This window comes from Halomonas sp. PA16-9 (assembly GCF_009728585.1).
GTDB classification, from domain to species: Bacteria; Pseudomonadota; Gammaproteobacteria; order Pseudomonadales; family Halomonadaceae; genus Vreelandella; species Vreelandella titanicae.
On record NZ_CP040452.1, the window covers coordinates 1,052,264 to 1,076,952 of the forward strand.

Sequence of the window (24,689 nt, forward strand, 5' to 3'; positions counted from 1 at the left end):
GAGGTTTTATAGTACCAAGAACAGATAATTCGAGAGAAGGTAACAGATGGGACATCATCATGATCATCCCCACATTGATCCTGCCTCTGGCGACCGGCGCGTCAGCATCTCCATTTGGGCCAATGGGCTCTTAACCATCGCTCAAATCGTCGGTGGCATTATGGCGGGGAGCCTATCGCTGATCGCTGATGCGTTACATAACTTTTCTGACATGGCAGCATTAGTCATTGCCTTTGCTGCTCGTAAAATCGCCAGACGGCCTGCCGATGCGCATATGACCTTTGGCTATGGCCGCATCGAGATAGTGGCAGCACTCATCAATTACACCACCCTCATTATTGTCGGTGTCTACCTGATTTACGAAGGCGCTATGCGGATGGTCGATCCCCCTGAGATAGAGGGATGGACGATCGTGATTATTGGTGGCGTCGCGCTCGTCGTCGATGCCCTTACCGCCATGCTCACGTGGTCAATGCAAAAAGAGAGTGTCAATATCCGCGCCCTTTTTCTGCATAACTTATCGGATGCGTTTGCCTCCATCGCCGTGATTATCGGTGGTTCGCTTATTTTACTGTACGACATGCGCTGGGTGGACCCCGCGATCACGATAGGGATTGCGCTATATATTCTTTACCTAGCCTTCTCTGAAATTGGCGGCCCTATCCGTACGCTAATGCTGGGATCTCCCCCGGACATTGACGGGCAGGCAGTCGTTGAGACCGTACGAGATATCGAGGGAGTCCAGGATATTCACCATGTGCATCTATGGCAGATGCAGGAAAACATGGCAGCCCTTGACTGCCACGTGGTTCTGACAGAAACCGGCTGGCAGCAGCTTGAATCCGTCAAAGCAGAGATCAAGGAGCAGCTTAAAATGCGCTTCAGTATTGCTCATTCCAGCCTAGAGTTTGAGCATAGTGACCACGCGCATCAAAATGCCAATCTATATGGGCACGAGTGATAGACCGAGGCCGACTCCCGGCTCAGGTAGGTAGCGAGCGGCTTACTCCCATAGCGATTGGCTTATTTTTCAACCCTACTTTTCCACCCCATCGTTGAGAAAGAGAGAGAAACATGTTCAAAAAAGCGTCTTTTATATTGGCCGGTACGTTAATGCTGACCGCTGCGATCGTCGCCGTATCGAAACCTGCCCTCTTAGATATGCAAGCTCAGGCAGCAAAGGAGAGCAGTGTCCAGACAGAGGACTCCTTGGTGCGCTCACACTCCCCCATCTTGGGACGAGAAGACGCGCCGGTGACGATTGTGGAATTCTTCGATCCGGCTTGCGAAGCCTGCCGTGCTTTCTATCCCCTGACAAAAAGTATTCTGGAAACCTACCCAGAAAAAGTGCGGCTCATCGTGCGCTACACTCCTTTCCACGGCGACGTATCTGATAAGGCCATTCGGGTATTAGAAGTTGCTCGTCGTCAGGGCGTCTTTGAACCGGTACTGGAGAGGCTGCTGGCTCGCCAGGATCAATGGGCTTCACATGGCAGTTTTGATGAATCCGCTATCCTCGATATCGCGAGCCAAGGAGGCCTTGATTTAGCGGCTGCCGAAGAGCAACTGACTTCTGCTGAGGTGCAGGCGGTGATTGACCAAGACATGGCGGATGTCAGAGCCAATCAGATTCGCCAAACACCTACCTTTTTTGTCAATGGCGAGCCTTTAGACCCCTTTGGTATGCAAGAGCTGATTGATGCCGTTGAGAGTGAAGTAGCGGAGATCTCTGGGGAAGAGGATGGCCAGTGATGCAGCGCTGGTGGTTACTAGGCTTTGTGGGCTTTTACCCCTTGCTAGCCGAAGCCAATTGGCAAACGCATCTGTCATTGCCTCCGTCTGAACTTAGCCCTGTCAAGTTACAGGCGGCTAGCGAGCAAGAAGGCACATTACCGCTCGATAGCGTTGATACCCTAACCTTTGGGCGTGATGTCGTCATTGATACCACCCTCTACGAGGCCTTGGCAGCAGAAGGTGTCCCAACGCGTTTCGCCACTAAACTGGAAACACTGCTCAGCGAGTTTATCGCAGCGCCGCTGGAGTTTTCTGGCAGTGAACGTATTCAATTAGTGTGGGAGGAAGATCGACGCCAGGACGGCGCCCGTGTTGGGCCACCACGCCTCAGTTATGCCGCTCTGCCTGATCAGGCAGAGCCCTTGGAGGTCATATGGCCGGTCACCCAAAAGGGGGACGTAGCTCTTTTCAAAAGCGACACCCTGCTAGGCACGTTGCGGTTGCCCGTGCTTAGTGCCCGCTTAACGTCTCGCTTTGGGAATCGGCGACATCCTGTGTATGGAGGGATGCGTCCTCATAATGGAATTGACTTGGCTGCGCCGACAGGAACGCCGGTCATTGCCACCGCACCTGGGCGCGTATTCTTTATGGGTCGCCAAGGGGGATATGGGCAGGTGATCGAGGTGGAGCACGACACAGGGGCCATTAGTCGCTACACACACCTTAGCCGATTCTCCCCACAGCTAGTGGTTGGGGATTTAGTCAATGCGGGAGAGTCGCTCGGAGAGGTAGGTTCCTCCGGGGTCGCCACGGGCCCCAACCTGCATTACGAAGTGAGAGTCAATAACCAGCCTGTTGATCCCCTTGGTCAAGGTCAACGCATCATGTTGGGTGAGCAGCCGACTCAAGGTGAATATCAAGCGTCACTTTACGAGGCAAGAGATCGCTTGGAACAAGCTATCGGCACGGCGTCCATTTATGACTTGATCTCGTTTAACGAGCCGTAACCACCCGTGCTTAGCAACGTTGCATGGATTGTTAGTAACGTGAACGTGTGCTTGCCTCGTTATGGAACCCTAGCGCTGTGATCACTCATCTACCACAAGACAGGTAATCGGTATGGAAGAGGTTTCTCTCGTCACAATGGGGGTATTGGGAAGCCTTGCCGCGGGCTTGATGACGGCTGTCGGGGCGCTTCCTATCTTGTTTACCAAAAGACCGAATCGTGGTGTTCGCGATTTAGCGTTGGGGTTCGCCGCTGGCGTCATGCTAGCGGCCTCTTTCTTCTCACTGATCATACCCTCCTTAGAAGCCTCGGAGCTGCGTTACGGAGGTAGCGTGGTACCTGCTGCCATTGCCTGTGCGGCCATCTTGCTAGGGATTGGAATGGTCGCACTACTGAACGAACTCTTACCTCATGAGCACTTCGAACAGGGGCGAGAAGGGCCAGAGGCTGCCTCACTACGTCGTATCTGGTTGTTTATTATTGCCATTACGATACACAACCTGCCAGAAGGGCTAGCCGTTGGCGTGGCCTTCGGCGCAGGGGGAAGCGAAGGAGGCATTCCACTAGCGATTGGCATTGGACTTCAGAATGCCCCAGAAGGACTGGCCGTAGCAGTATCACTGCTAGGCGTGGGCTATTCACGTTGGCGGTCATGGACGATTGCCGCCCTTACGGGGCTTGTTGAGCCGTTGGGTGGCTTATTAGGCGCTGGAGTCATCAGCATGTCACAAGCGCTACTGCCCTGGGGGTTGGCCTTTGCAGCGGGGGCGATGTTGTATGTGATCAGTCATGAGATTATTCCCGAAACTCATCGAAGCGGGCACCAAAAAAAGGCCACGCTGGGCCTCTCCATCGGATTGGTACTCATGCTGTTTTTGGATGTTTCGCTGGGCTGACCATTGGGCGTGGGGCGTAGCGTTAGTGCTAACCCAAGTCGAGAGCCCCTCCGTGCGATTTTTCAGTGATACAGAGTTGATGATCACTGATGACCTCAATGATTCGGCAGCTTTCCACTTTACCACCGGCACACTGCGTGACCATCCGTTGAAGCTCCTCACGCAGTATGGACAGTCGTTGAAGGCGGGACTCCACTTTCTTTAGGTGATGCGTGGCGATGGCATCGACTTCTTGGCAAGGCATATCAGGTTGATCTGACATGGCCAAAAGCTCTCGCACTGACTCCACCGAAAAGCCAAAGTCACGGGCATGACGAATAAAGGTCAAGCGCCGCACAGCGTCGTCTCCATAGCGGCGCTGCCCCCCACCGGTTCGTGTCGCATCGCGCAACAGCCCAATACGCTCGTAATAGCGAACCGTTTCAGGTTTGCAATCGGCTCGTCGTGCTAACTCACCAATGCTGATACTTTGGCCGATCATCGACATGGTAAAACTCCTTAGGCAGGGCTTGAAGCTGTAGTTGCTACAAGGTTTACACTTAAAAACCATAGCCCATTGGCAGGAGAGGCACCATGAAAACATCAACGCCGACAACAGCGCCTACCACCTTGACGCTGCGTGTTGAAGGCATGGACTGCGGCGGTTGTGAGCGCAAGGTTGTATCGGCGCTAGAGCGACTGGAAGGCATTGAGGAAGTCACGGCAAGCTCGGTCACGGGATCAGTGAAGATTCACCACCACGATCACGGGGCCCCCTCGCGAAAGACCATTGAGGGCATCCTGAACGAACTAGGCTATCAAGTGGCTTCCCATGATGGCCAAACACGCGCACCTGGTGCTTCATCCTCTTGGTGGCAAACCGCTAAAGGGCGCTTGGTCATTATCACAGGCAATTTGCTGATCGTAGCCTTCGCGCTTCGTTTAGCATGGCCTGCGCTGGGTAATATGCCTTTCATTTTGGCCACGCTAGTCGGCTTAATACCCATTGCGCAGAGTGCCTGGGGCGCCCTCAAAATGCGCAATCCCTTTACCATAGAGATGCTGATGTGCATCGCTGCGCTTGGCGCATTGGCCATCAATGCTGCCGCTGAAGCTGCGATGGTCGTGTTCTTGTTCGCCGTAGGTGAGCTACTCGAAGGGGTAGCTGCTTCACGAGCGCGCCGCAGTATCTCAGCCTTGGCAAATTTAACACCCTCAACGGCGAGGCTGATGGACAATGGCCATCTGCGTGACGTCTCGGCGGAGTCACTTAAACCCGGGCAGCGTGTGCTGGTGCGGCCCGGTGATCGCGTACCCTGCGATGGACGCATCCTGGTGGGCACCTCCGACATTGACGAGTCGCCGGTAAACGGCGAGTCCATACCCCGTTCGCGAGCGCCTGGTGATGACATTTTTGCTGGCACAGTGAATCTTGATGCCGCCCTGGAGGTGGAGGTAACACGAGGCGCTGATGACAATACGATCGCACGCGTTATTCGTCTGGTTGAAGAAGCACAGGCCGCCAAGGCACCGATAGCACGCTTTATTGATCGTTTTGCGTATTACTATATGCCCGCCGTCGTCTTACTCGCCCTACTGATGGCGATAGTGCCACCGCTGGTATCGACCATGGCATGGTCGGAGTCGATTTACCGTGCGTTAGCATTGCTGTTAATCGCATGCCCCTGCGCGTTAGTCATTTCCACCCAGCCGCCATCGCCGCCGGTCTCTCGGCGGGAGCTCGGCGCGGACTACTGATCAAAGGGGGAGCCGTTCTTGAACAGTTAGGTAAGCTTCGCTTGGTGGCATTAGATAAAACGGGCACCCTCACTGCGGGTACCCCAAGAGTCACAGATGTGGAGTCTTGGATTGCTGAGGAAGACGATAACAGCGTATTGCGGCTCGCCGCCGCAATAGAGCGGGATTCCAGTCACCCTATCGCCACGGCTATCGTTGAGCATGCCCGACAGTCGGGCATCAACCTCCCCACCGTCACCGGCGGCCGCGCTCTGGCGGGGCGCGGTGTTTCCGGCCAGGTGGAGGGTCGCGAGCTGAGCTTAATGACGCCTCGTCACCTTCACGAGAAAGTCATCCTTGAGGAAAGTCTCAGTGCTCGGATTGTCGCGTTAGAAGAAGCCGGTAAGAGCCTCGCTCTCCTCGTCGAAGGCGAGCGTTTACTGGGCTTGATCGCGGTTCGCGATGAGCCACGCGAAGATGCCATTGAAGGCCTAGCGGCGCTATCCCGTTTGGGCGTACAGGCGGTCATGCTCAGCGGTGATAATGCCCGCACCGTCGCTGCCACGGGGGGTCGCTTAGGCATTGAAGCGTACGGCGAACTAATGCCTGAAGACAAGGCAGCGTATGTTCGAGACTGGCAAGCGGCTGGCCGTGGCCCCATCGGTAAAGTAGGCGATGGCATCAACGATGCACCGGCACTCGCGGCAGCCGATGTGGGTATCGCGATGGGGGGCGGCACGGATGTGGCGTTGGAAACCGCCGATGCAGCCTTGCTCAAGAACCGCGTTACCGGCATCGCTGAGCTGATAGACCTCTCTCGTGCCACACTGCGCAATGTGAAAACCAACGTTGTTCTCGCCCTTGGCTTAAAAGCCATTTTCCTAGTTACAACGGCGCTGGGTATTACCGGCATGTGGATTGCGGTGATGGCCGATACCGGTGCTACCGTCCTGGTGACGTTGAACGCCATGCGACTGCTGGGTTACCGCTTTTCGCCCAGTACCGCAATGACAGGCCTGTCACAAGGAAAAACAACGTCATGAGAACAGCGCCAAACGATAGCCCTTCACGACGTTGGCCATGGTTCACATTTGCTTGCGTATTGGCTCTAGCCGATCAACTGGTCAAAGAAATCGTGCACGCCCAGATGTCGTTTGGCCAAGTCATTCCGCTAACGCCGTTTTTTAACTGGGTTTATACCGGGAACACAGGAGCCGCTTTCAGCTTTCTCGCAGAAGCAGGGGGTTGGCAGCGCTACCTCTTTCTTGGTTTAGCGTTGGTGGTGGTCGTCGTATTGGTTGTGCAGCTATGCAAACCCCTGTCGCGCTTGGAGGCCTGTGCGTACAGCCTGATTCTTGGCGGCGCGCTCGGTAATACTGTTGATCGCTTAGCGCGAGGGTACGTCGTCGACTATCTGGACATTTACTGGGGCGAATGGCATTGGCCCGCCTTTAACATGGCCGATATCGCTCTGTTTGCAGGTGTATTGATGTTCGCAGTGGCGTTATGGCGTGAAAGTCCTGCTTTTAAGCGCTCTGAGTAACGCTATGGATGTGGTCGATAAAGATAAAGAATATACGCTTTTTGCTGGGCGCTCCTCACCAATAGTCGATTGCGTTGTAGCGCTCGCCGCTGGGGTAATGACCACCTTGAGTGCCGCCCCCTTTTCCCTATGGTGGCTTGGCCCAGTGGCCGTGGCACTGGTCTATTGGAAGATACAGTCGCTAACGCCCGCCATGGCCACCCTGCGTGGGTGGTGCTATGGGGTAGGCCTGTTCGGTTCTGGCACATCATGGGTCTTCGTTGCTATTCACGATTTCAGTGGCACCGGGGCCTTGGTGGCGATGCTCCTCACCACTCTTTTTGTCAGCGCCCTGGCGCTCTTCTTTGCAATCCCCTTTGGGCTCTATCGGCGCATCACGGGGCCACGGTTAGCCTGTCTTAGCTTTGCCGGTATGTGGGTGGTGAGCGAATGGCTACGCACCTGGTTGCTCACCGGCTTTCCCTGGTTATTGCTGGGCACCTCTCAGGTAGATTCTCCACTAGCCCCATGGGCGCCCGTTGGTGGTGTGTACTTGCTGTCACTCATGACCGCGCTGACAGGTACGTTAGGGGTAGAGGTACTGCGTCGCCGCTGGGGTTTCCTTGTCCCAATGGCCGCCTTGTGGATCGTTCCATTCCTATTGCCCGCCCAATGGACAACCCCGGCTGGCAAGCCCATCCGGGTGGCATTGCTGCAAGGGAATCTTGACCAGCGCATTAAGTGGACTGCCCAAGGGCAGCGCGAGGCGATCAGTATCTACACGGCGATGACACGGGAGCAAGCAAGGGATATCGATCTCATCGTTTGGCCCGAGGCAGCCCTTCCCATGCTTGAGCAGGAAGCACAGCAAATACTTGAGCAAGTAGCGTCCGACCTGGGGCCTGACACCGCCTTGTTGACCGGCATTTTGCAACGCGACAGTGAAGGGCGCTCTTATAACAGCGTCATAGGGCTAAATGATGTGCAGGGCGAATACCAGAAGGCGCACTTGGTGCCCTTTGGCGAGTATTTGCCATTCCAAAGTCTCCTCGCTGGCACCCTTGCTTTTTCGACTTGCCAGTACCTCGCCTGACCCCAGGGACAGGCGAACAGGCTCCGTTACACGTGGCTGGAGCCACCATTGGCAATGCCATTTGTTACGAAATCATTTTTGCCGACCATGTCGCCCAACAGGCGCGTAATGCCGAGCTGCTATTAACGGTTTCCAACGATACGTGGTTTGGGCGCTCCATTGGCCCACACCAACATCTTCAAATGGCGCGTCTACGTGCCTTAGAAAATGGTCGTCACCTACTTCGAGCTACCAGTAATGGCGTGACGGCCATCATCGATTCACAAGGCCACGTCACAGCCCGTGCCCCACAGTTTGAACCGGCCAGTTTAACTGGCGAGGTGACCCCGATGCAGGGCCTAACTCCTTTCACACGCACCGGTAGTGGCCCCGCTTGGATACTCGCTGCGGTGCTGACACTGCTCGGGTTACAACTGAACTTATCTCGATCAAAAAACGACGCATTAGATGAAAAAGGAACCTAGCGATGCTCTTGGCAAAGAACGCAGCAATACTTAAGAGATTCCTCCCATGGCCAATGCAGATCGGCTTCATCGTGAGTGTGATGGTTTCGTTTCTGGCATGGCTCCCTGTCGCCATGGCGGCACAACCTTCCACTGCCCAGGAGACGGAATGGCCCAAAGGGCATTACCCGCTACCAGAGGAAGGTAATATTATCGGAGAGGCTGACACCTTTATCGTAAAGGATTACGACGATACCTTGATAGATATTGCCAGGCGTCACAACCTTGGCTATTTGGAGATGATCCGTGCAAACCCAGAGGTTAGCATCTGGGTTCCAGGGGTGGGCACGGAAGTGACTATTCCGGGACGTTTTATTCTGCCGAATGTGGAGCGTACTGGGATCGTCATCAATATCGCCGAGCTGCGGCTTTACTACTACCCAGATGTCAAAAACGGTGAGACACCGCGTGTTGAGACCTATCCTATTGGCATTGGTCGCGAAGGGTTTGATACTCCTCTAGGCGTGACCGAGACCACCATGAACATTAAAAACCCCGCGTGGTACCCGCCTGAGTCGGTAAAACGCGAAGCGGAAGCACGCGGTGAAACCGCGCCAGCGTTGTGCCACCCGGCCCCGATAACCCGCTAGGAGACCATGCCATCATCCTAGGCTTCGATGGCTATTTGATTCACGGCACCAACCAGCCCGATGGCATTGGCATGCGCGCAAGCCGAGGTTGTATCCGCATGTTACCCAAAGACATCGAATCTATATTTGACCGCATTCCACCCGGCACCCAAGTCAACATCATCAATCAGCCGATCAAGATAGGTTGGGAAGGCGGTCAGCCGCTGATTCAAGCCTTTCCGCCGCTTGGAGAAGAAGAGCACAGTATGACCGCACTCACAGAGACCATGACACGCCTTAACCAATACAATGTCGATAACGTAAACCTCGATTACGAGCAGCTCAGCGATGTCCTGTCACTCTCTAACGGGCTTATAACCCCACTACATCCAAAGCAGGAACAGGAGCCACAGCGCCACAGCCCAGAAGAGAAGGCTATCAAGGGCATTTATGAAGACCTGGTTTTGACGTCATCTCAACGGTCATGACACGCCTTTTGGCACCCCGTTGAGCCCTGGCATATAGGTAGAGAGCCATAGCCCCGTCCAAACGGCGGGGCGACATTCGCCTACAGAGTCGCGGGGCCCTCCAAGTGACTGCGCGCTATCAGTGTCTTAGCACTCAATATCCAGAGGCAGCCAGTAGGTAACGCCACCCACTACCACCTGTATCCCGTCTGTCGTCCGCTCTACGGTCTGTTGTCGAAGCATTTTCTGCGTTAATTTTGTGTCATGGAAATACTCCATGGCAGCAACGATCCATGCCTCCCTCCAGGCCTCTCCTTGATCAGCACACCGGGCCATCGTCATCAGGGTGCGGGCTAGTGTTTCTTTTCGCCGCTTTCTTGCCCGTTTTACATCCACCCGAGGAGCCAACGTGGTGGCATGTTGGCGATTTAAGAAATTAGTAAACCCCGTGACCGAGGCTGCTTGTCCGGGCACCGCCTGCAAATAGTTGTCCACATCGCCCTGTTGAGGCAGTCGCTGCCCCTCCCGGTCAGTAGCGAGTAGCAATGCGGCTGCCGCTCTTAGTGCAAGTCGTGCGGAGGTGTGGGACGTTTTGCCCGCCTCTATACGGGTTTCCAATTGCTGCCAATAAGCATGCAGCGCTTTTTCTGATAAAGAAGCGGACGGCATAGACCTGAGACACGCTTTGATACGTCGTTTCTCTGAGTCGATCTTCTTTGCTTGGTGATCCGGCTCTACCCCTTGCTCTTCATGCAGCCATCGCATAGGAAGTCTTACACGCCGCAACCCCTCCGCACCGAAGTGATGAAGCAGCTCCGAATAGCTCGGTATCCGTGACCATGCCTGGTCGATCTCAAGGAAGAACGAGAAGAAATGATTGATCTTGAGGGCAGCCTTATGCGGCCCTGTGGTACGAATCAGCCATTCACCAAATTCCCCAAAGGCCTCACGTAACGCTTTGGTGGTGATACCGGCTTGGCCAATGATGATCCGCTTACGACATGTGCGCGTCCAATAGCAGGGCTCACAGGCATCGCCTCGACCCGCTGGCATGGGATTACCACACAATGGACAGGCAATTTCCCCTTGCTCATTACAGGCTTTGCACAATGCGTCACCGCTGGATGTCATGACCAATAAGCGATGTCGACGACATGCAGAACAGGTACCGTGGTCTGCTGTCGAACAGCGTGGACATAAGCGATGATCATGCCCCATACGCGCCACTCGGGTAAGACGTTGAGATGCTTTCCCACACGCCTCGCAGGGCTCTGGTTCTTTGAAATAGGGAGCGCAGGCGATACAGACAGGGCCGTAGGGAGTGACCTTGCCGATGTTGTAGTCTGAACGGGCTTTTCCACATCGTGCACACGGTTTGTCGACGTTGCACTGACGACAGACGGCGTCTGGGTCATTCTTAGGCAGACGGGCTAACTCACCACATCGTGGGCACATTCGCCGCTTAAACACACGAGCATAGCAAGTTGAACAGTAACCATGCCCTTTATGGCGTCGCCACAATTTGGAGACTTCTCGACCACACTCATCGCAGTCGACCGTTTTGTGTTGCTTCAAGAGGTTGGCTCCGCTTTCATTCTCCGTTTTAAGCGCGCCCATGAGGCTCTCACTGCGCGTTCCGACATGGGGCGATGAGCCGGTAGAGCACGGCGATGCGGCCCATGGGGGTGATGAGATAACCGCGATAACAACGGCAACAACATAACGGGGGGTGACTTTCGGGGATCATGAAGCGCGCTCGTTTTGACATTACAAGCGACCAGAGCGCTAAACGTTTCTTCAAGGCCAATACTGAGCAAGCGTTCCAACGCTACCAATAAGGCACTACGCTCGCTGACAGCCAGCAGCTCAAACGCCAGGCCAGACACAGGCATTCGGCAATCCGTAACCGAAATGCCCAATGAAAGAAGCGCATCGGCCAGGGGTGACACAGGCCGCCGACTTGCACGCCGTATAACGCCAATAAAAAAGGCCACCATAGAAAACCAATCGGCGGGTGCGATAGAGGCCTGCCTAAACGTCACCTTATCCTGTTCTAACACACGATCAGCCATCACTTGAACACTGAACGCTTCAGGTAAAGGCGACGTGCATACCGCCTTTCTAAAATCGTTATGACACCGGCTGCACTGAGCTAAATGTTGACCTTCCGCTGACAAGCGATGGGGCTCTATAGGGGCCTTGCATACCGGGCACTCGTCTACCAACTGCACCCCATGAGAGCGACACCCAGTGTGCCAAGCGAATCGCCAGTGTCGGCGTAAGTACGGGGTCGAGTCCTCTCCCAAGCACAACGTACATACCTGTTGTCCTCCATGGCGATTTCGATTTCGGCTGCCGAGTGCCAACAACCAGGGCCAAGTACGCGTTTCGGGTAATGAGTAACCGGCCACTTTCTCACAATCGTCCCGCATCCCAGCTTTCTGAAACTCAGCGGAAGATATCCCCGATGCATTGGCTAATGGGCGCATTCTGACGAGGGGAATTTCCCTGTCAATATCTCTCGTCCATATACGCCATGTTGGCCAGATAGCCCCAGTGAGCGACAAGGGATCACACCCCTGTCTCAACGCCGCCCGTACCAGCCATGAAGAAAGCGACTCTTCAGGCAACAGAGGCACACTCAGCGCCCAGGGCATTACAGCATCACTTCCCTAATGCCACGGGTAGGTCGCACCCATGATTTACTCTGAATAATTTTCTCATCGATGCGCTCAGCCCCGGACAAAATAGCGGCATTGGCACACTCAATCAGCAGCCGGTGCAGGTCGCCAAAATTGCCGCCAGAGATCGCGTGGAGCTGGGTCGCCAATTGGGGCTCATGCAGTTGGGAAGGATGTTTGAGAGGTAATATCTTCTCAAAGCCAGCGAGCAGCTTCTGAAACTCCTGATTGAGCTCCCACTTTGGTAACGCGACCACATCAAAGCGACTCGCATGCTGTGGGTCTGAATGCAGCACACGCACAGCGTCTTGCGTCCCCACACCAACGATGGGAATCATTAGCTCATTGCATAAAAGCTTAATGGCATTCATCGTTTCGCGCTGCTTAACAGCACCACCGGTTAACAGAGAGTGAAACTCATCGATGATCAGTAAGCGCGTATGGCAAGCACGCAGTTGATGAATCACCTGGTAGCGCAGCTTGGGAACAGGATCTGTAGGCCGGTAGGGAGCCCAGAAACTCTCTAGCACTGCGATATACAGACTTTTCTCATCGGCACTCGGGGGAGCCTGAGTGACAACAACAGGCTTCACGGGCTCTACGTCTTCATTCACGTAGCCTTCACCGTACTGCTTACGAAACCGTTGAACGATGGTTGTCTTTCCGTTGTTGGAGTCACCCACGAGCAAGAGGTTAGGCATACGAGGACGACTGGGCTTCTCCATCAACCCACGCATGACCTCAATGACACGATTGGCCAATGGATAGCCCAACCAGCGCGGTTGATCCATAAACTCCATTCGCTCTTTAGCGGACAGCCCCAAGACGTGACGAAGATCAGGATGAAGGTGTGTGCTCATGCTATGTCCCAGTTCACATCGATATCACCCGTTAAAAGACCGTCCCCTTGAGCGGGTGTCTCTTTAGGGGCCGCAGTTGAGGGCGCATGTAAAAGGGGATCTGCAGGCGTCACCTTCTTCTCATGCTCTTTACGTCGTTGTGCCTGACGGCGACTTCGCTTAGTACGTGCTTGCGACTCCTCCACATGGGTTCGCAGCTCACTAATAGCGCGTAGAATTTCAGTCTCATTGACCGAGTTTCTTCCTTCCTGCCGAAGGCGCGCTTTAGCTTGGGCATACTCCCAAACACTCATCGAGGGGAGGGCAAGATTGGCAAAGGGCACGCGAAAATAGTGCCCGAGCTCCGGGTCTTTGAACCAAATGACACTAATGTCGCGAGGGTCGCGCCGGAAAACAAAGGTGCGTTTCTTGTCTGGCATGTCTGGATCTTTGGCATTGATCCAAGGTCTTAGCGCTTCATCGTAATAGTTTATGCCATCGATGGTCACACCAAAGGTCTGGATCGTACGCTGAAAGCTGGGCAAAAAATCGAGCAATACAGAGAGCCTGTCAGCAGGCCTCGGCGCTAATCCCACTCCCTGCACATCCGCATTGCCAAACACACCAATTTCCCACTTCTTCATCGGCGACATACCAATCCCAGAATGAAGGCGCTGGTGGTAAACCTTGCAGATCAACGTCACCAGCCACTCTTCAAACTCGCTTTTCGTCATGGCCGCGTGTTTCTCTGGATCGTACCCCTCTTTCTCTTTAATGGAGGAGAAAGTCGTCCCAGGCAGGTTATGAATTTCTTTGAGAAGAGACCCCAGCACCCGCTCAATGTGGCCACCGTAACGAGGCTGCTTAACAGGCCGAAACTCAAGGTTGATCCCATAGGCTAGGCATGAGCGCCTAAACGTCTCAGAGCGAAAATCTGGGCCGTTATCGACATGAATCGTGGCGGGTGTGCCCCATACCGGCCACTCAGCCTCCACATTATGCAGTAGCAACCACTCATCTTTAGGAAGCATGGAGTGCGCCACACACATGCCGACAGATGTTTCAGAGGGCGGGTCAAACGATAAGTAATACCCCGTGACCATGCGAGTACACACGTCCATGGCCAGCGTAATCCATGGACGGCCAATCGGTTTGCGATATACGTCATCGACCAAAATAATATCGGCAGGCGTGTGGTCAATCTGCATGACGGCTAACGGATAGTCCGCATTGGGAAATTTTCCGGCCGCCGGCTGAAACTTATTAATCGCTTTTTCTCTAAAGCCATGCCCACGCAATCGGTCGCGCTCTGGGATGTCGCGCAGACGAGAACGAACGGTACCAGGGCTCGGCGGGTCGATGCGCCGCTCATGGCAGCGCCGCATGACTTCCTGTACCGCTTTTTGTGCGGACGGACGCTGCAGCGTCAAATACACCTCTTTGATGACTTCCTGAATCACCGCCTCGGCATGCGCGGGGATACGCGACTTTCCTTTCTTCCACCCTGGCTTTTGAGGAATTAATGCAAGCACCGAGCCCGTCGCTTTATACCGCTTCAACCAACGGTAGATCGTAGCCGTATCAACCCCCGTTTGTTTAGCACGCTCCTCCGCTGCATCCCGCCCCACCGTATGGCGATCCACCAAGGGCTTAATGATGGAAAAGCGATGCTCGGCCTCCCGCCAATCGGCATCCCCAATCTCGGACATATCCTGCTCAGGGGATACGGACCCGCTATTGAGAGGCGCTAGTTCTTTGATGCGAAGCGGGCAACTACGCCCGGACTCAACGGCAATGCCAATGACCGTCTCAAAATCGAGCACCTGGGAAATTCGGTAAACGGTGCCATCTTTCTGAACCTGCTCACCCACCATAATCTGCAAGTGTTGGCGTGTTTGGGCGACGCCGTTATTGGGTTCAGTTGCGCTGCCACGATGATTATTCATGATCGGGTACCCATACCTCCGATAGAGGACTGAAGGATTGGGCCATATCGCAATCTAACTGCCGAGTCGCCAGTAGATGCCATAAATGCGCAATCCCCTCTGCCCGGTAAATATCGCCCATAAAGTGCCGAGAAAGCAGGTAATCCAAGGTCGCCACCCCCATTTCCCTCACCGTGTTGAGGACTGCCTGGCTTTCGACAGAGGGAAACACCATCCGCTTGTAGCGCGCTAGGAAGGTAATGTTGTCCAAGGTCTTATCACGAATGCGGCTTTCATCATGAATGCGAAACGCCCAGCCCTCATTGTTGGCATGCCGTATCGCCGCCTTCCATTTAGGCGACCATTCACGCCAATGTGCTTGCCACTTTTCCCGTGGTTTGACCTCCACCAGGAGAGGTTTTGGGTAATCCCTGTAATGACGGTTACCGAGACGGTAATAAACCAAATAGTCAGGTGTGTAGGTGTAGCGCCTACCGGTCACGGGATGATGAAACGGGATCTCGCACGGCTGGGAAATCACACCAAGGACGCTCACATCAAAGTCAGCCTTGATGAGGAAATCACGTTCGAGCGTCGACTCGAACGCAATAGACTCCTCCCCGCGAAAGGCATAGTAGCCAGACACACTTCGTCGGGTAGGGCCGATTTTACGAACGGATGTAGGCAGTGGCATGGGTAGTCGCACCAAATGTTGAATAAAACAAGGCCTGTCGCATCAATTGCTATTAATTCTGTCGCACTCAATCCTGTACAGACTACCATAATAGCCCGATATTACGCCCTGAGGGTCGCATCAATTGCTGAAAATGACACCAAGATCCAGAAACGATCTTTATCATCCTGGCAGACCTACTGTTCCATCCGTTGATTACCGGCTTCCTCTATGCGGCGTTGCTTGCAGCGGTTATGAGCACCGTTTCAAGCCAGCTTCTGGTGGCCTCTTCGTCACTAACCGAAGACTTCTATCGCCTGTTCCTGCACAAGAACGCAACGGAAGCGCAGTGTGTCGCCGTAGGCCGTGTCTGTGTAGTACTTGTGGGCATTGTGGCAGCGGTTATTGCCTCTGACGAAAACTCCCAGGTTCTGGGGCTGGTCAGTAACGCTTGGGCAGGCTTCGGCGCCGCGTTTGGCCCGTTGATTATCTTGTCGTTGATGTGGTCACGCACCAATGGCAATGGCGCCATCGCAGGCATGGTCGTGGGTGCTCTCACCGTTATGATCTGGATCTCACTGGGCTGGAACGGTGAATTCCTGGGTGGTCCTGGCGTGTACGAGATTATTCCTGGCTTCATCGCGTCCTTCATCGCCATCATCGTAGTCAGCAATGCGACTGACGATGCCGGTGAATATCAGCATATCGAACGCAAGTAAGCGCTCAGCCACATTGAGCGTATCAAGAGGGCTCCCGCGGGAGCCCTCTTTAGGTTAGTTATTTTGTGTTGACTGCAAAAAGTATGACTACACCCTAACCGACGCAGCAACGCCTTAGTGTCGGCTAGCAAGGAGAGACCCTGTATGAACGACCATCTGCATAGCGACGTGAGTGATCTACGCTCACGCATTCGCACCAACTACGACGCCAACGAGGCAGATGTGCTGCACGGGCTGGTCGAGCGTATCAAGCTGTCGGAGGATGACCGCAAGAAGGTCGCCGCCGTTGGCGCCAACTACGTGGAGCGTGGCGCAAGGAAAGGTCGCCCTCGATGATGGAGGCGTTCCTTGCCGAGTACGGGCTCTCGACCACTGAGGGCGTTGGCCTGATGTGTCTGGCAGAAGCGCTACTGCGCGTGCCCGATGCAGAAACCATCGACGACCTGATCCACGACAAGATCGAGCCCTCCGACTGGGGCGCCCACCTGGGTAAGTCCTCGTCATCAATGGTCAATGCCTCTACCTGGGCACTGCTGCTGACCGGTAAGGTGTTGGAAGAAGACCCCAAGGGCCCGACCCGAGCGCTGCGCGGCCTGGTGCGCCGGATGGGCGAGCCGGTGGTACGCAAGGCGGTTGGCCAGTCGATGAAGATTCTCGGCCGCCAGTTCGTGCTTGGCCAGACCATCGAAGAAGGCATGAAGAATGCCGCGAACTGGAGAAACAGGGCTATACCTACTCCTACGATATGCTGGGTGAAGCGGCACGCACCGACGAAGATGCCGTCCGCTATCACCAAGCTTATTCAGAGGCGATCACCGCGATTGCCGAGCAGGCCAAGGGCGACGTGCGCGGAAGCCCCGGCATCTCAGTAAAGCTCTCGGCGCTGCACCCGCGCTATGAATACACCCACCGCGACACGGTGATGGCAGAAACTGGTACCGCGCGCCAAGGAACTAGTGCAGCAGGCAGCCAAGGCCAATATCGGTTTCAATATCGATGCCGAAGAACAGGATCGGTTGGATCTCTCCCTCGACGTGATTGAGGCTCTAATGGCCGACCCCAGTCTTGATGGATGGGACGGCTTCGGGGTGGTCGTGCAAGCCTACGGGCGCCGCGCCGCGCCGATGATAGAGACACTCTACGAGCTGGCCGAGCGGTTTAACCGCAAGATTATGGTGCGGCTGGTTAAGGGCGCCTACTGGGATACCGAGATCAAGCTCTCCCAGGAGATGGGGGTCAAGACCTTCCCGGTCTTCACCCGCAAGGTCAACACCGATGTCAGCTACATGGCCTGCGCGCAAATGCTTCTCGACCGACGCGACCGCATCTACCCGCAGTTCGCGACCCACAACGCCCACACCTGCGCCGCCGTTGTAGAAATGGCGGGCGACGATAAGGACAGCTACGAGTTCCAGCGCCTGCATGGCATGGGCGAATCGCTGCACCACATCGTTAAAGAGTCAGAGGGCACGCACTGTCGCATCTACGCCCCGGTCGGCGCGCACCGCGACCTGCTGGCCTATCTAGTACGCCGCCTGCTGGAGAACGGCGCAAACTCCTCGTTCGTCAACCAGGTGGTGGATAGCTCGATTCCGCCCAGCGAGGTCTCAAAAGATCCCATTGAAGGGTTTAAGCAACTCGGCAACGACGTTTCAAGCCCGTTGATCCGCCAGCCCAGCGAGCTGTTTGAGCCCGACCGCAAGAATTCCAAGGGCTACCGCATCAACGAACCCGCTTCGATTTTGCCGCTGCTCAATGCCCGCGAAGCATTTGCCGACGCCATCTGGACCGCAGGCCCCATGCTGGTGGGCAGCCCCGCTCCCCAGGGCCCGGCGCGCGATGCCGTCTCCCCGCCGACGGCTCTCGGGTGATCGGCAAGGTGCATGAAACTACCCCGGAAGAGGTCGCCACTGCCCTCGACGCCGCCGAGCAAGGCTTCAAAGAGTGGTCGGCGCGCCCGGCCGCCGAACGCGCCGCGGTACTCCGACGCACCGCCGACCTCTACGAGGAACACATTGCCGAGCTGACCGTGATCGCCACCCGCGAAGCGGGCAAGATGATGTTCGATGGTATTGCCGAAGTGCGCGAAGCGGTGGATTTCCTGCGTTATTACGCCAACGAGGGCGAGCGGCTGGAAGCGGAAGAGCCCGGCAGCGCCCGCGGCATCTTCGTCTGCATCAGCCCGTGGAACTTTCCCCTGGCCATCACCACCGGCCAGATCGCTGCCGCCTTGGTTGCTGGCAACGCGGTGCTCGCCAAGCCCGCCGAGCAGACGCCCCTGATCGCCGCCCGCGCCGTCGAGCTGATGCGTGAGGCTGGCCTACCGGAAGCGGCACTACAGTTGCTTCCTGGCGACGGCCCAACGGTGGGCGGCCCGCTAACCAGCGATCCACGTATCGCTGGCGTCTGCTTCACCGGCTCGACCCGGTGGCACAGATCATCCACAAGGCTCTGGCGGACAACGCAGGCCCCGACGCCGTACTGATCGCCGAGACCGGTGGTCTGAACTCCATGATCGTGGACTCCACGGCGCTGACCGAGCAAGCGGTGCGCGATATCCTGATCTCCTCCTTCCAGTCGGCTGGCCAGCGCTGTTCGGCACTGCGCATGCTGTATGTCCAGGAAGAGGCCCGCGACCGGTTGCTCAACATGCTCTATGGCGCCATGGACGCGCTCACCATTGGCGACCCCTGGAACACCGATACCGACGTCTCGCCAGTGATCGACGCCGATGCCCAACAGGAAATCAGCGACTACGTGGCGTCGAATGAGAAAGCTGGCAAAGTACTGAAGAAGCTGTCTGCGCCGTACACCGGTACCTTTGTGACCCCGGCGGTGATCGAGGTTGGAGGCATTGAAGATCTCGAACGTGAAATCTTCGGCCCGGTGCTGCACGTGGCCACCTTCAAGGCGCGGGATATCGACAAGGTCGTCGACGACATCAATGGCAAGGGCTACGGGCTGACCTTCGGCCTGCATACCCGCATCGACGACCGCGTGCAGCAGATCGTCGAGCGCATCCATGTCGGCAACATCTACGTCAACCGTAACCAGATCGGCGCTATCGTTGGCTCTCAGCCGTTCGGCGGCGAGGGCCTCTCAGGTACCGGGCCCAAGGCTGGCGGCCCGCTCTACGTCAATCGCTTCCGCCGCACCGCTGACGCCGAGCGCCACGAGACGCCGGAGGGAAAAACCGTATCACTCGGCGATCTCCAATCGGCCATCGACGGGCTGGATGCGCGTAACTGGGCGGTACGACCCAATCGCATCGAGGTACTGCGCAAGGCACTCTCCGGCAAAGGCGGCGTGATCCGCAAGGCACTTGCCGAAACAGCAGCGTTGGACATGACGCCACAGACACTGCCGGGACCGACAGGTGAAAGCAACCGCCTGGCCATGTATCCGAAGGGAGTGGTTCTGTGCCTAGGGCCGACGCTGGATATCGCCATTGCTCAAGCAGCACAGGCCCTAGGCGCGGGCTGTGCCGCTGTCGTAGTCGCATCAGGTGCCGAGCAAGCCGTGAAGCCACTGACCGATGCCGGCGCACCGGTGGCTGGGCTTGATGGAAGCGTTTTCAGCCGAGACACTGAGCGAAGTCAAAGGCATTGCAGCGGTCGCCGCCGCTGGCGCCAGCGACTGGACTCGTGAACTGCGGATGGCGCTGGCCAAGCGCGACGGTGCCATCGTATCGCTTGAGACCCAGACCATCTCGCCGGATCGCTACGTGGTGGAACGTCATCTGTGCATAGACACAACCGCAGCGGGTGGTAACGCCAGCCTGCTGGCAACGGCTGAATAGGTCGGCGCTAAATGGTAGGTGCTTAGGGATCGGTGCTTAGGAGGCGAGCGACTCATTGAGCTCGCTCGCCCTCCTCCCAGACTGTCCCAGGAATCAATAGTTAGCCACTACTTGTTAGTGGCTTTTTTTATCTAACGAACGGTTTTTTTGGCAATAGCGGCTGGTGATGCATTATTCGTAGTGGCTCCAGAGCCGAAGAACTTTTATCACTCGCTCGTCCTCAAGCACTTGGTAGACTAGGCGATGCTGGATATTGATCCGGCGTGAGTAGGCGCCAGCAAGATCACCAATGAGCTTCTCAAACGGAGGCGGCTTACGGTAGGGGTCTTCTGCAATCAGTACCAGTAAATCCTGGGCTTTTGGCTTGAGGCCGCTGGAGGCCAGTTTCTTCGCATCTTTTTGGGCTTGTTTGGTGTAAACCAACTTCCATGTCACCAGTCCAGCTCCTCATCGCATTCATCTAGGGGGGTATTCATCCCCTCACGAATAGACTCCCGCATACCTGGCACGGAGAGCAGGTAAAGTGTTTCCTGAATCGCCGACCAGTCTTCCTCGGATACCAAGACAGCTTTGTTCCGCTTGCCCATGATGACGATGGGCTGGTGAGACTCGGCAGTTTCGTCGATCAACCGATAAAGATTGCTGCGCGCCTCAGTTGCTGTGATTCCGGTCATGACGCCCTCTTACTCATTCAATTTTCTAACAATGTACGCCTTTGGGTACGTACGTCAAGACGAACGTTGTGCATAACATCGTCAGAATACGTCTTTCGCGTGTATGGCCCTGATACTCATTGAGCCTTTTCTCCCGGTTTCGTGGTAGCGGCCTTGTAACATGTTGCCCCAAATAAGGCCTCATAGACCTCATCGATAGAACTGAAATTTTTAAACCAACCTTTTGGCAAAACCCTTATATTAGGGCGTTCGGCTTTAAATCCGCCCTGGTCGCCCTTGGTATGTTTTGCAACCATAAGCCCGTCAAGGCTAGGTAATTTCTCGCCTGGAAGAGAGCCAAAGAAGAGGAATGGCCCCAGCTCCAAGGTATCTTCGTTGAAATAAATCCAAATAACACACCGAAGGCTTTTCAGAAAGCCTCGTATGAACTTTCTGGCTGGCTGTTTTGCCGCCAACGTATGAAGCTTTAAGCTGTATATGCCTCACGACCCCATTATCTTCCGCTATTAGATCATAGCCAGCGTTATCAACTTCTGGACTCGCCACCTCTAGCGTGCAGCCAAATTCCTTCCAGGAAAGCTTTAGCAGTTCGCCAATGAAAAGATGCTCAACGAGCTTTTCTCTAAAAGAAGAGTGTTCGCTATGGTTCAACGCCTTCTCTCCACGTAACGCCGTACCCAAGCTTGTTGCGTACATTGCTTAGCCTCTTGCTTCTGACAAGTAGCCTTTTGCAAGCTCGCCTACGAAACGACGCCCAGGATTAGAGCCGTTTATCCAATCATCAGGCGCAAATAGTTCAAACAGTCCTACCTTGATCAGTGTCGGCACCGCCAGCTCAAGCTCTTTCTCTACTTGCCCGCGCTCGCCTGAATTGTATAGATTAATGTTGTGGAGCATGGTTGCGACAGTGCCCGTCTGTACCTTGCTACCATCTTTAAGTCGAACAGAAGGAAGAACCTGACCTTCTGAAACAATTTTTTGGTTGGCCTCAGCCAACTGGTCTGAGTTTTCAATACTGTTGCTCATTGCAATTATTCCTCTTTAAAGCAGCTCAAGACAGTCATCAGCGTGGGCAAACGCAGCGAAGGGGTTGGCATCTGGTGCACGGCCTAAATGGGCTGTTTCAGGCGGCAACAAGCTTCTTAGCGTTTGCGCTAGAGTCCATCAGTTCAAAATGAACGAGCAACTGACTCTGCTCGGCTACAGTTTTGATGATGGTGCTCTTGTCCTTGAACTGATGGTCTTGGGCTCACACGAAAATTTCTACCACGATCTCAAACGGTAGCAATGACGTTATAACTCCCGGTACAACCTGCGCTTTGGATCAGCGGAAAAGCGCTCACCGTGATGCCGCTTGTTATGGTTTCTGCTCACTAAGCTCAACCTTTCTGCCATCAGGATCTTGGACGACATAAACATGCTTTCCGCCAAACTTATACTGGTCCACTAATTCTAAGTCAGGATGATATTGCCCAGACCTTCCACTGAAAATCCTAGTCGCGTGTTGTCTACTGATTCGCTGCTAACCAATGGATACAACTCGAATACAAACCCCGCATTTTCTGACGAGTAATGCACTGGCCCACAGCCATGCTGCTCTTCCACGAAGCTGAAACCGAGCTGCTCATAGAACTGCTTGCTGGCCCGCAAATCGCTGCACCGTAGTACGAACAAATCAAGTTTATAATTCACCAAAATGACATAACGCTGCAACGTGCGCGGCTTTGTAATAAAGGCGCAGCCGCAACGTACAAGCAGTCGCTGTACCTGCGGCTATTATCCATTTGCCGAAATTACAGTTATGTTAACCCTTCATCAGGTGTGGGCGCAACAAAGTACTTTGTAACCTGCTCAAACATCTCTTTCAGTATCCGTTGTCGCTCTCTGCGGTTGTTCTGCACGCCTTTTGGCTATCTGCTCTAAGCAGGTATCATTTGGCTGGTCAATGTAAATTAGCTCATGGGAGCCTGAATCTCTGAAAAGACACTTCTAAGCCATTTTCGTTGCGGAATCGTATTTGCAGGAAAGTCCATTACCACATTAGTGCCTGACGCCAAGATCGACTGAGCCAGCTTCTTCATTTGAGGCTTGAGCCGTCCAGCATATTTTACGTAATCTTCCAGTGTCTTAATGCTATCGGGATAAACCGACGCAAGCCACTCGTCTTCTGAAAGCAGTACGGCGTTTCGTTCTTGGGAAACTTCAAGAACTTTGTAGTTTTCCCTGCCCCCATTTTCCCGCAGAAAAATGTCAACATTCCTTTCTTCATTTCTTCATTTCTTGCCTCGTATTGCATAGCAGTTTATTTCTGCGCATACGTATTTTCCTAGAAAGCGTAACACCATAAAAAAACTCCAATGTGTTAATAGTAATGGGCAAATTACCAACTCCCATTCAAATGCTCGCTAGAAAAATGCGCATGCTCATTCCTGACCATCTTTTCGCATTGCCTATAAACACGAGCAGATGTTTTACAACCTGCTGTTTTAATTTATTTTTATAAACAATATTCTGGCAATATTTGATCATACCTCTTGCTGAGCGTATCAGAAAAACACGCATTACAGACTAAAAATACTTCATATCACTGCGCATGCATCCATACAAATGGGCAAGCCAAATGGTTAGCAGCCCGCTTCTGAATTAGGTCTCTCCAGCCTCCCCTCCCCCTAACCCCCCATGTCTAATAACTCTTGCCCTGGATCAATAATCCACTCCCTGGGTCTCGTTACACTGGTTTCATCGTTAAGCGGCTATCGAAAAGCCGTCTAATCTTACTATCTGCGTTAACACCTGGAGTGATCCCATGCGTAAAGCCACCCTGCCTACATTATTCGTCACCACTGTTGCCGCTGCGGCAATGATGACCAGCAGCCAGGCATTCGCCTACGGCGCTGGCGATTTCTTCACCCGCGTGGGTGTGGCCAAAGTCGCCCCCACCAGCGACAACGGCTCACTGGCCAACGGTGCGCTATCAGTGGATGTACAGGATAAAACCGATTTCGCGTTCACCTTGGGCTATCGCTTCCACGATAAAGTCGGCGTGGAACTACTGGCGGCGCTGCCGTTTGAACACGACATCCATTTAAACGGCGATAACATTGCCTCAACCAAGCACCTGCCGCCGACCCTAACACTGCAGTACTACCCGCTGGGCGGCACTCAGTCACGCGTACAGCCCTATGTCGGCGCCGGTATTAACTACACCTTTTTTCCGATGAGGAGCTGACGATTGGTGATTTAGACCTGGATGACTCCTGGGGCGGCAGGCCAGGTAGGTGTTGATCTATTAATTGATGACCATTGGGCGCTGAACGCCGCTGCTTGGTACATCGATATCGATACCGATGCGAGCGTTAACGGTGCGGCGGCAGTACCGTTGAGATCGATCCTCTCGTGGTCATGGCAGGCCTCAGTTACCGCTTCTAAGCCACTTGCAAAACCGCTAGCGGATGTTATCCACAAAGCCTGCCTCACGGTGGGCTTTGTGCGTTTAGTAGCATGCCGCTTTAAGCGCTTTCAGTGACGATCTGGTCGACCTTCTCTACCGCCCGCACGATGAGCAGCTGGTGGTGGGCGGGTGTTTTCTCCTGCTGTAAATAGGCCGCCACGGCGGGAGCCACCTCGCACTTTGCGGGCATGGCTGCACGGGCATCCATCAAAGCGTTCAAGCGGGCAATAAACACAAAGCGTACCCATTGAGGCAGCGACATCGTGTCGATGCAAAATGGCTGCTGGCTGGCAAACGCCTCTGCATCGGGTGTTGGCATGCGCCATAGATCGGCGGCTTTCATCGACGCCTCAAGCTCTAGAAGTGCTGTCTGCAGCGGTTGATAAGTACTCATAAAGACGTGTGTCACTACCTCGGAAAAT

The 24,689-nt window shown here is 54.7% G+C and carries 18 protein-coding genes and 7 pseudogenes; 12 read left to right on the forward strand and 13 right to left on the reverse strand.

Features of this window, described 5'->3' with window-relative positions:
• The first annotated feature begins 46 nt into the window (after positions 1-46).
• From FDY98_RS21195 to FDY98_RS21210, 4 genes are all read left to right on the forward strand, one after another.
• The gene (locus tag FDY98_RS21195) at positions 47-961 is read left to right on the forward strand and encodes a cation diffusion facilitator family transporter (RefSeq protein ID WP_016916432.1); all 915 of its coding nucleotides are present in this window, start codon (positions 47-49) and stop codon (positions 959-961) included.
• Positions 962-1,074: 113 nt separating this feature from the next.
• Complete coding sequence (locus FDY98_RS21200; RefSeq protein ID WP_027957953.1) at positions 1,075-1,752, forward strand: DsbA family protein; 678 nt, start codon at positions 1,075-1,077, stop codon at positions 1,750-1,752.
• Positions 1,752-2,741, forward strand: a complete 990-nt coding sequence (locus FDY98_RS21205) for a M23 family metallopeptidase (protein ID WP_016916430.1) — start codon at positions 1,752-1,754, stop codon at positions 2,739-2,741. Before FDY98_RS21200 ends, FDY98_RS21205 begins: the two co-directional genes overlap by 1 nt.
• Positions 2,742-2,853: 112 nt before the next feature.
• Positions 2,854-3,636, forward strand: a complete 783-nt coding sequence (locus FDY98_RS21210) for a ZIP family metal transporter (RefSeq protein WP_016916429.1) — start codon at positions 2,854-2,856, stop codon at positions 3,634-3,636.
• 28 nt (positions 3,637-3,664) lie between these two features.
• Here FDY98_RS21210 and FDY98_RS21215 read toward each other — a convergent pair whose 3' ends face one another.
• Positions 3,665-4,123, reverse strand: a complete 459-nt coding sequence (locus FDY98_RS21215; RefSeq protein WP_027957954.1) for a MerR family transcriptional regulator — start codon at positions 4,121-4,123, stop codon at positions 3,665-3,667.
• An 86-nt stretch (positions 4,124-4,209) separates the two neighbouring features.
• Here FDY98_RS21215 and FDY98_RS21220 point away from each other — a divergent pair.
• The 4 genes and pseudogenes from FDY98_RS21220 (at position 4,210) to FDY98_RS21235 (ending at position 9,527) form a co-directional block, all read left to right on the forward strand.
• A pseudogene (locus FDY98_RS21220) lies at positions 4,210-6,395 on the forward strand (heavy metal translocating P-type ATPase).
• Positions 6,392-6,895 (forward strand): signal peptidase II, encoded by a 504-nt coding sequence (gene lspA / locus FDY98_RS21225; protein WP_027957956.1) that lies wholly within the window; start codon positions 6,392-6,394, stop codon positions 6,893-6,895. Before FDY98_RS21220 ends, lspA begins: the two are co-directional and overlap by 4 nt.
• 4 nt (positions 6,896-6,899) lie before the next feature.
• Positions 6,900-8,431, forward strand: a pseudogene (gene lnt, locus FDY98_RS21230) (apolipoprotein N-acyltransferase).
• Positions 8,432-8,484: 53 nt separating this feature from the next.
• A pseudogene (locus FDY98_RS21235) lies at positions 8,485-9,527 on the forward strand (L,D-transpeptidase family protein).
• 126 nt (positions 9,528-9,653) lie between these two features.
• Here FDY98_RS21235 and FDY98_RS21240 read toward each other — a convergent pair.
• From FDY98_RS21240 to FDY98_RS21260, 5 genes are all read right to left on the reverse strand, one after another.
• Positions 9,654-10,559 carry a hypothetical protein gene (locus FDY98_RS21240; protein WP_027957958.1) on the reverse strand — a complete coding sequence of 302 codons (906 nt, stop codon included), beginning with the start codon at positions 10,557-10,559 and terminating at the stop codon, positions 9,654-9,656.
• 518 nt (positions 10,560-11,077) lie between these two features.
• Positions 11,078-12,163, reverse strand: a complete 1,086-nt coding sequence (locus FDY98_RS29755; RefSeq protein ID WP_155706165.1) for a TniQ family protein — start codon at positions 12,161-12,163, stop codon at positions 11,078-11,080.
• Positions 12,163-13,047, reverse strand: a complete 885-nt coding sequence (locus FDY98_RS21250; protein WP_027957960.1) for a TniB family NTP-binding protein — start codon at positions 13,045-13,047, stop codon at positions 12,163-12,165. The genes FDY98_RS29755 and FDY98_RS21250 overlap by 1 nt, the downstream gene beginning before the upstream one ends.
• Positions 13,044-14,972 (reverse strand): Mu transposase C-terminal domain-containing protein, encoded by a 1,929-nt coding sequence (locus FDY98_RS21255; RefSeq protein ID WP_027957961.1) that lies wholly within the window; start codon positions 14,970-14,972, stop codon positions 13,044-13,046. Before FDY98_RS21255 ends, FDY98_RS21250 begins: the two co-directional genes overlap by 4 nt.
• The gene (locus tag FDY98_RS21260) at positions 14,965-15,645 is read right to left on the reverse strand and encodes a heteromeric transposase endonuclease subunit TnsA (RefSeq protein WP_027957962.1); all 681 of its coding nucleotides are present in this window, start codon (positions 15,643-15,645) and stop codon (positions 14,965-14,967) included. Before FDY98_RS21260 ends, FDY98_RS21255 begins: the two co-directional genes overlap by 8 nt.
• A gap of 140 nt (positions 15,646-15,785) precedes the next feature.
• Here FDY98_RS21260 and FDY98_RS21265 point away from each other — a divergent pair.
• Together FDY98_RS21265 and putA are read left to right on the forward strand one after the other, a co-directional pair.
• A pseudogene (locus FDY98_RS21265) lies at positions 15,786-16,343 on the forward strand (sodium:solute symporter family transporter); the annotation flags it as partial.
• Between the two features lie 144 nt (positions 16,344-16,487).
• Positions 16,488-20,142: pseudogene (gene putA / locus FDY98_RS21270) on the forward strand (bifunctional proline dehydrogenase/L-glutamate gamma-semialdehyde dehydrogenase PutA).
• A 171-nt stretch (positions 20,143-20,313) separates the two neighbouring features.
• On the opposite strand, the gene FDY98_RS21275 reads toward putA, so the two are convergent.
• The 4 genes from FDY98_RS21275 to FDY98_RS21290 all read right to left on the reverse strand — a co-directional run bounded on the left by FDY98_RS21275 (position 20,314) and on the right by FDY98_RS21290 (position 21,842).
• Complete coding sequence (locus FDY98_RS21275; protein ID WP_027958674.1) at positions 20,314-20,577, reverse strand: Txe/YoeB family addiction module toxin; 264 nt, start codon at positions 20,575-20,577, stop codon at positions 20,314-20,316.
• Entirely contained in the window at positions 20,574-20,816 is a 243-nt protein-coding gene (locus tag FDY98_RS21280) for a type II toxin-antitoxin system Phd/YefM family antitoxin (RefSeq protein WP_027958673.1), read from the reverse strand. The genes FDY98_RS21275 and FDY98_RS21280 overlap by 4 nt, the downstream gene beginning before the upstream one ends.
• Before the next feature lie 309 nt (positions 20,817-21,125).
• The gene (locus FDY98_RS28785; RefSeq protein WP_340146926.1) at positions 21,126-21,512 is read right to left on the reverse strand and encodes a hypothetical protein; all 387 of its coding nucleotides are present in this window, start codon (positions 21,510-21,512) and stop codon (positions 21,126-21,128) included.
• 3 nt (positions 21,513-21,515) lie between these two features.
• Entirely contained in the window at positions 21,516-21,842 is a 327-nt protein-coding gene (locus FDY98_RS21290; RefSeq protein WP_027958672.1) for a DUF7709 family protein, read from the reverse strand.
• A gap of 130 nt (positions 21,843-21,972) precedes the next feature.
• On the opposite strand from FDY98_RS21290, the pseudogene FDY98_RS21295 reads away from it, so the two are divergent.
• Positions 21,973-22,101, forward strand: a pseudogene (locus FDY98_RS21295) (type II toxin-antitoxin system RelE/ParE family toxin); the annotation flags it as partial.
• 167 nt (positions 22,102-22,268) lie between these two features.
• On the opposite strand, the gene FDY98_RS29760 reads toward FDY98_RS21295, so the two are convergent.
• Complete coding sequence (locus FDY98_RS29760) at positions 22,269-22,508, reverse strand: VOC family protein (protein ID WP_442907998.1); 240 nt, start codon at positions 22,506-22,508, stop codon at positions 22,269-22,271.
• 260 nt (positions 22,509-22,768) lie between these two features.
• Positions 22,769-23,065, reverse strand: coding sequence for an AAA family ATPase (locus FDY98_RS28790; RefSeq protein WP_340147090.1), 297 nt, complete (start codon positions 23,063-23,065; stop codon positions 22,769-22,771).
• 614 nt (positions 23,066-23,679) lie between these two features.
• Between FDY98_RS28790 and FDY98_RS21305 the strand changes: the two are divergent.
• A pseudogene (locus FDY98_RS21305) lies at positions 23,680-24,342 on the forward strand (OmpW/AlkL family protein).
• On the opposite strand, the gene FDY98_RS21310 reads toward FDY98_RS21305, so the two are convergent.
• The gene (locus FDY98_RS21310) at positions 24,326-24,661 is read right to left on the reverse strand and encodes a YqcC family protein (protein WP_027958669.1); all 336 of its coding nucleotides are present in this window, start codon (positions 24,659-24,661) and stop codon (positions 24,326-24,328) included. The pseudogene FDY98_RS21305 and the gene FDY98_RS21310 overlap by 17 nt on opposite strands.
• Between the last annotated feature and the right edge of the window lie 28 nt (positions 24,662-24,689).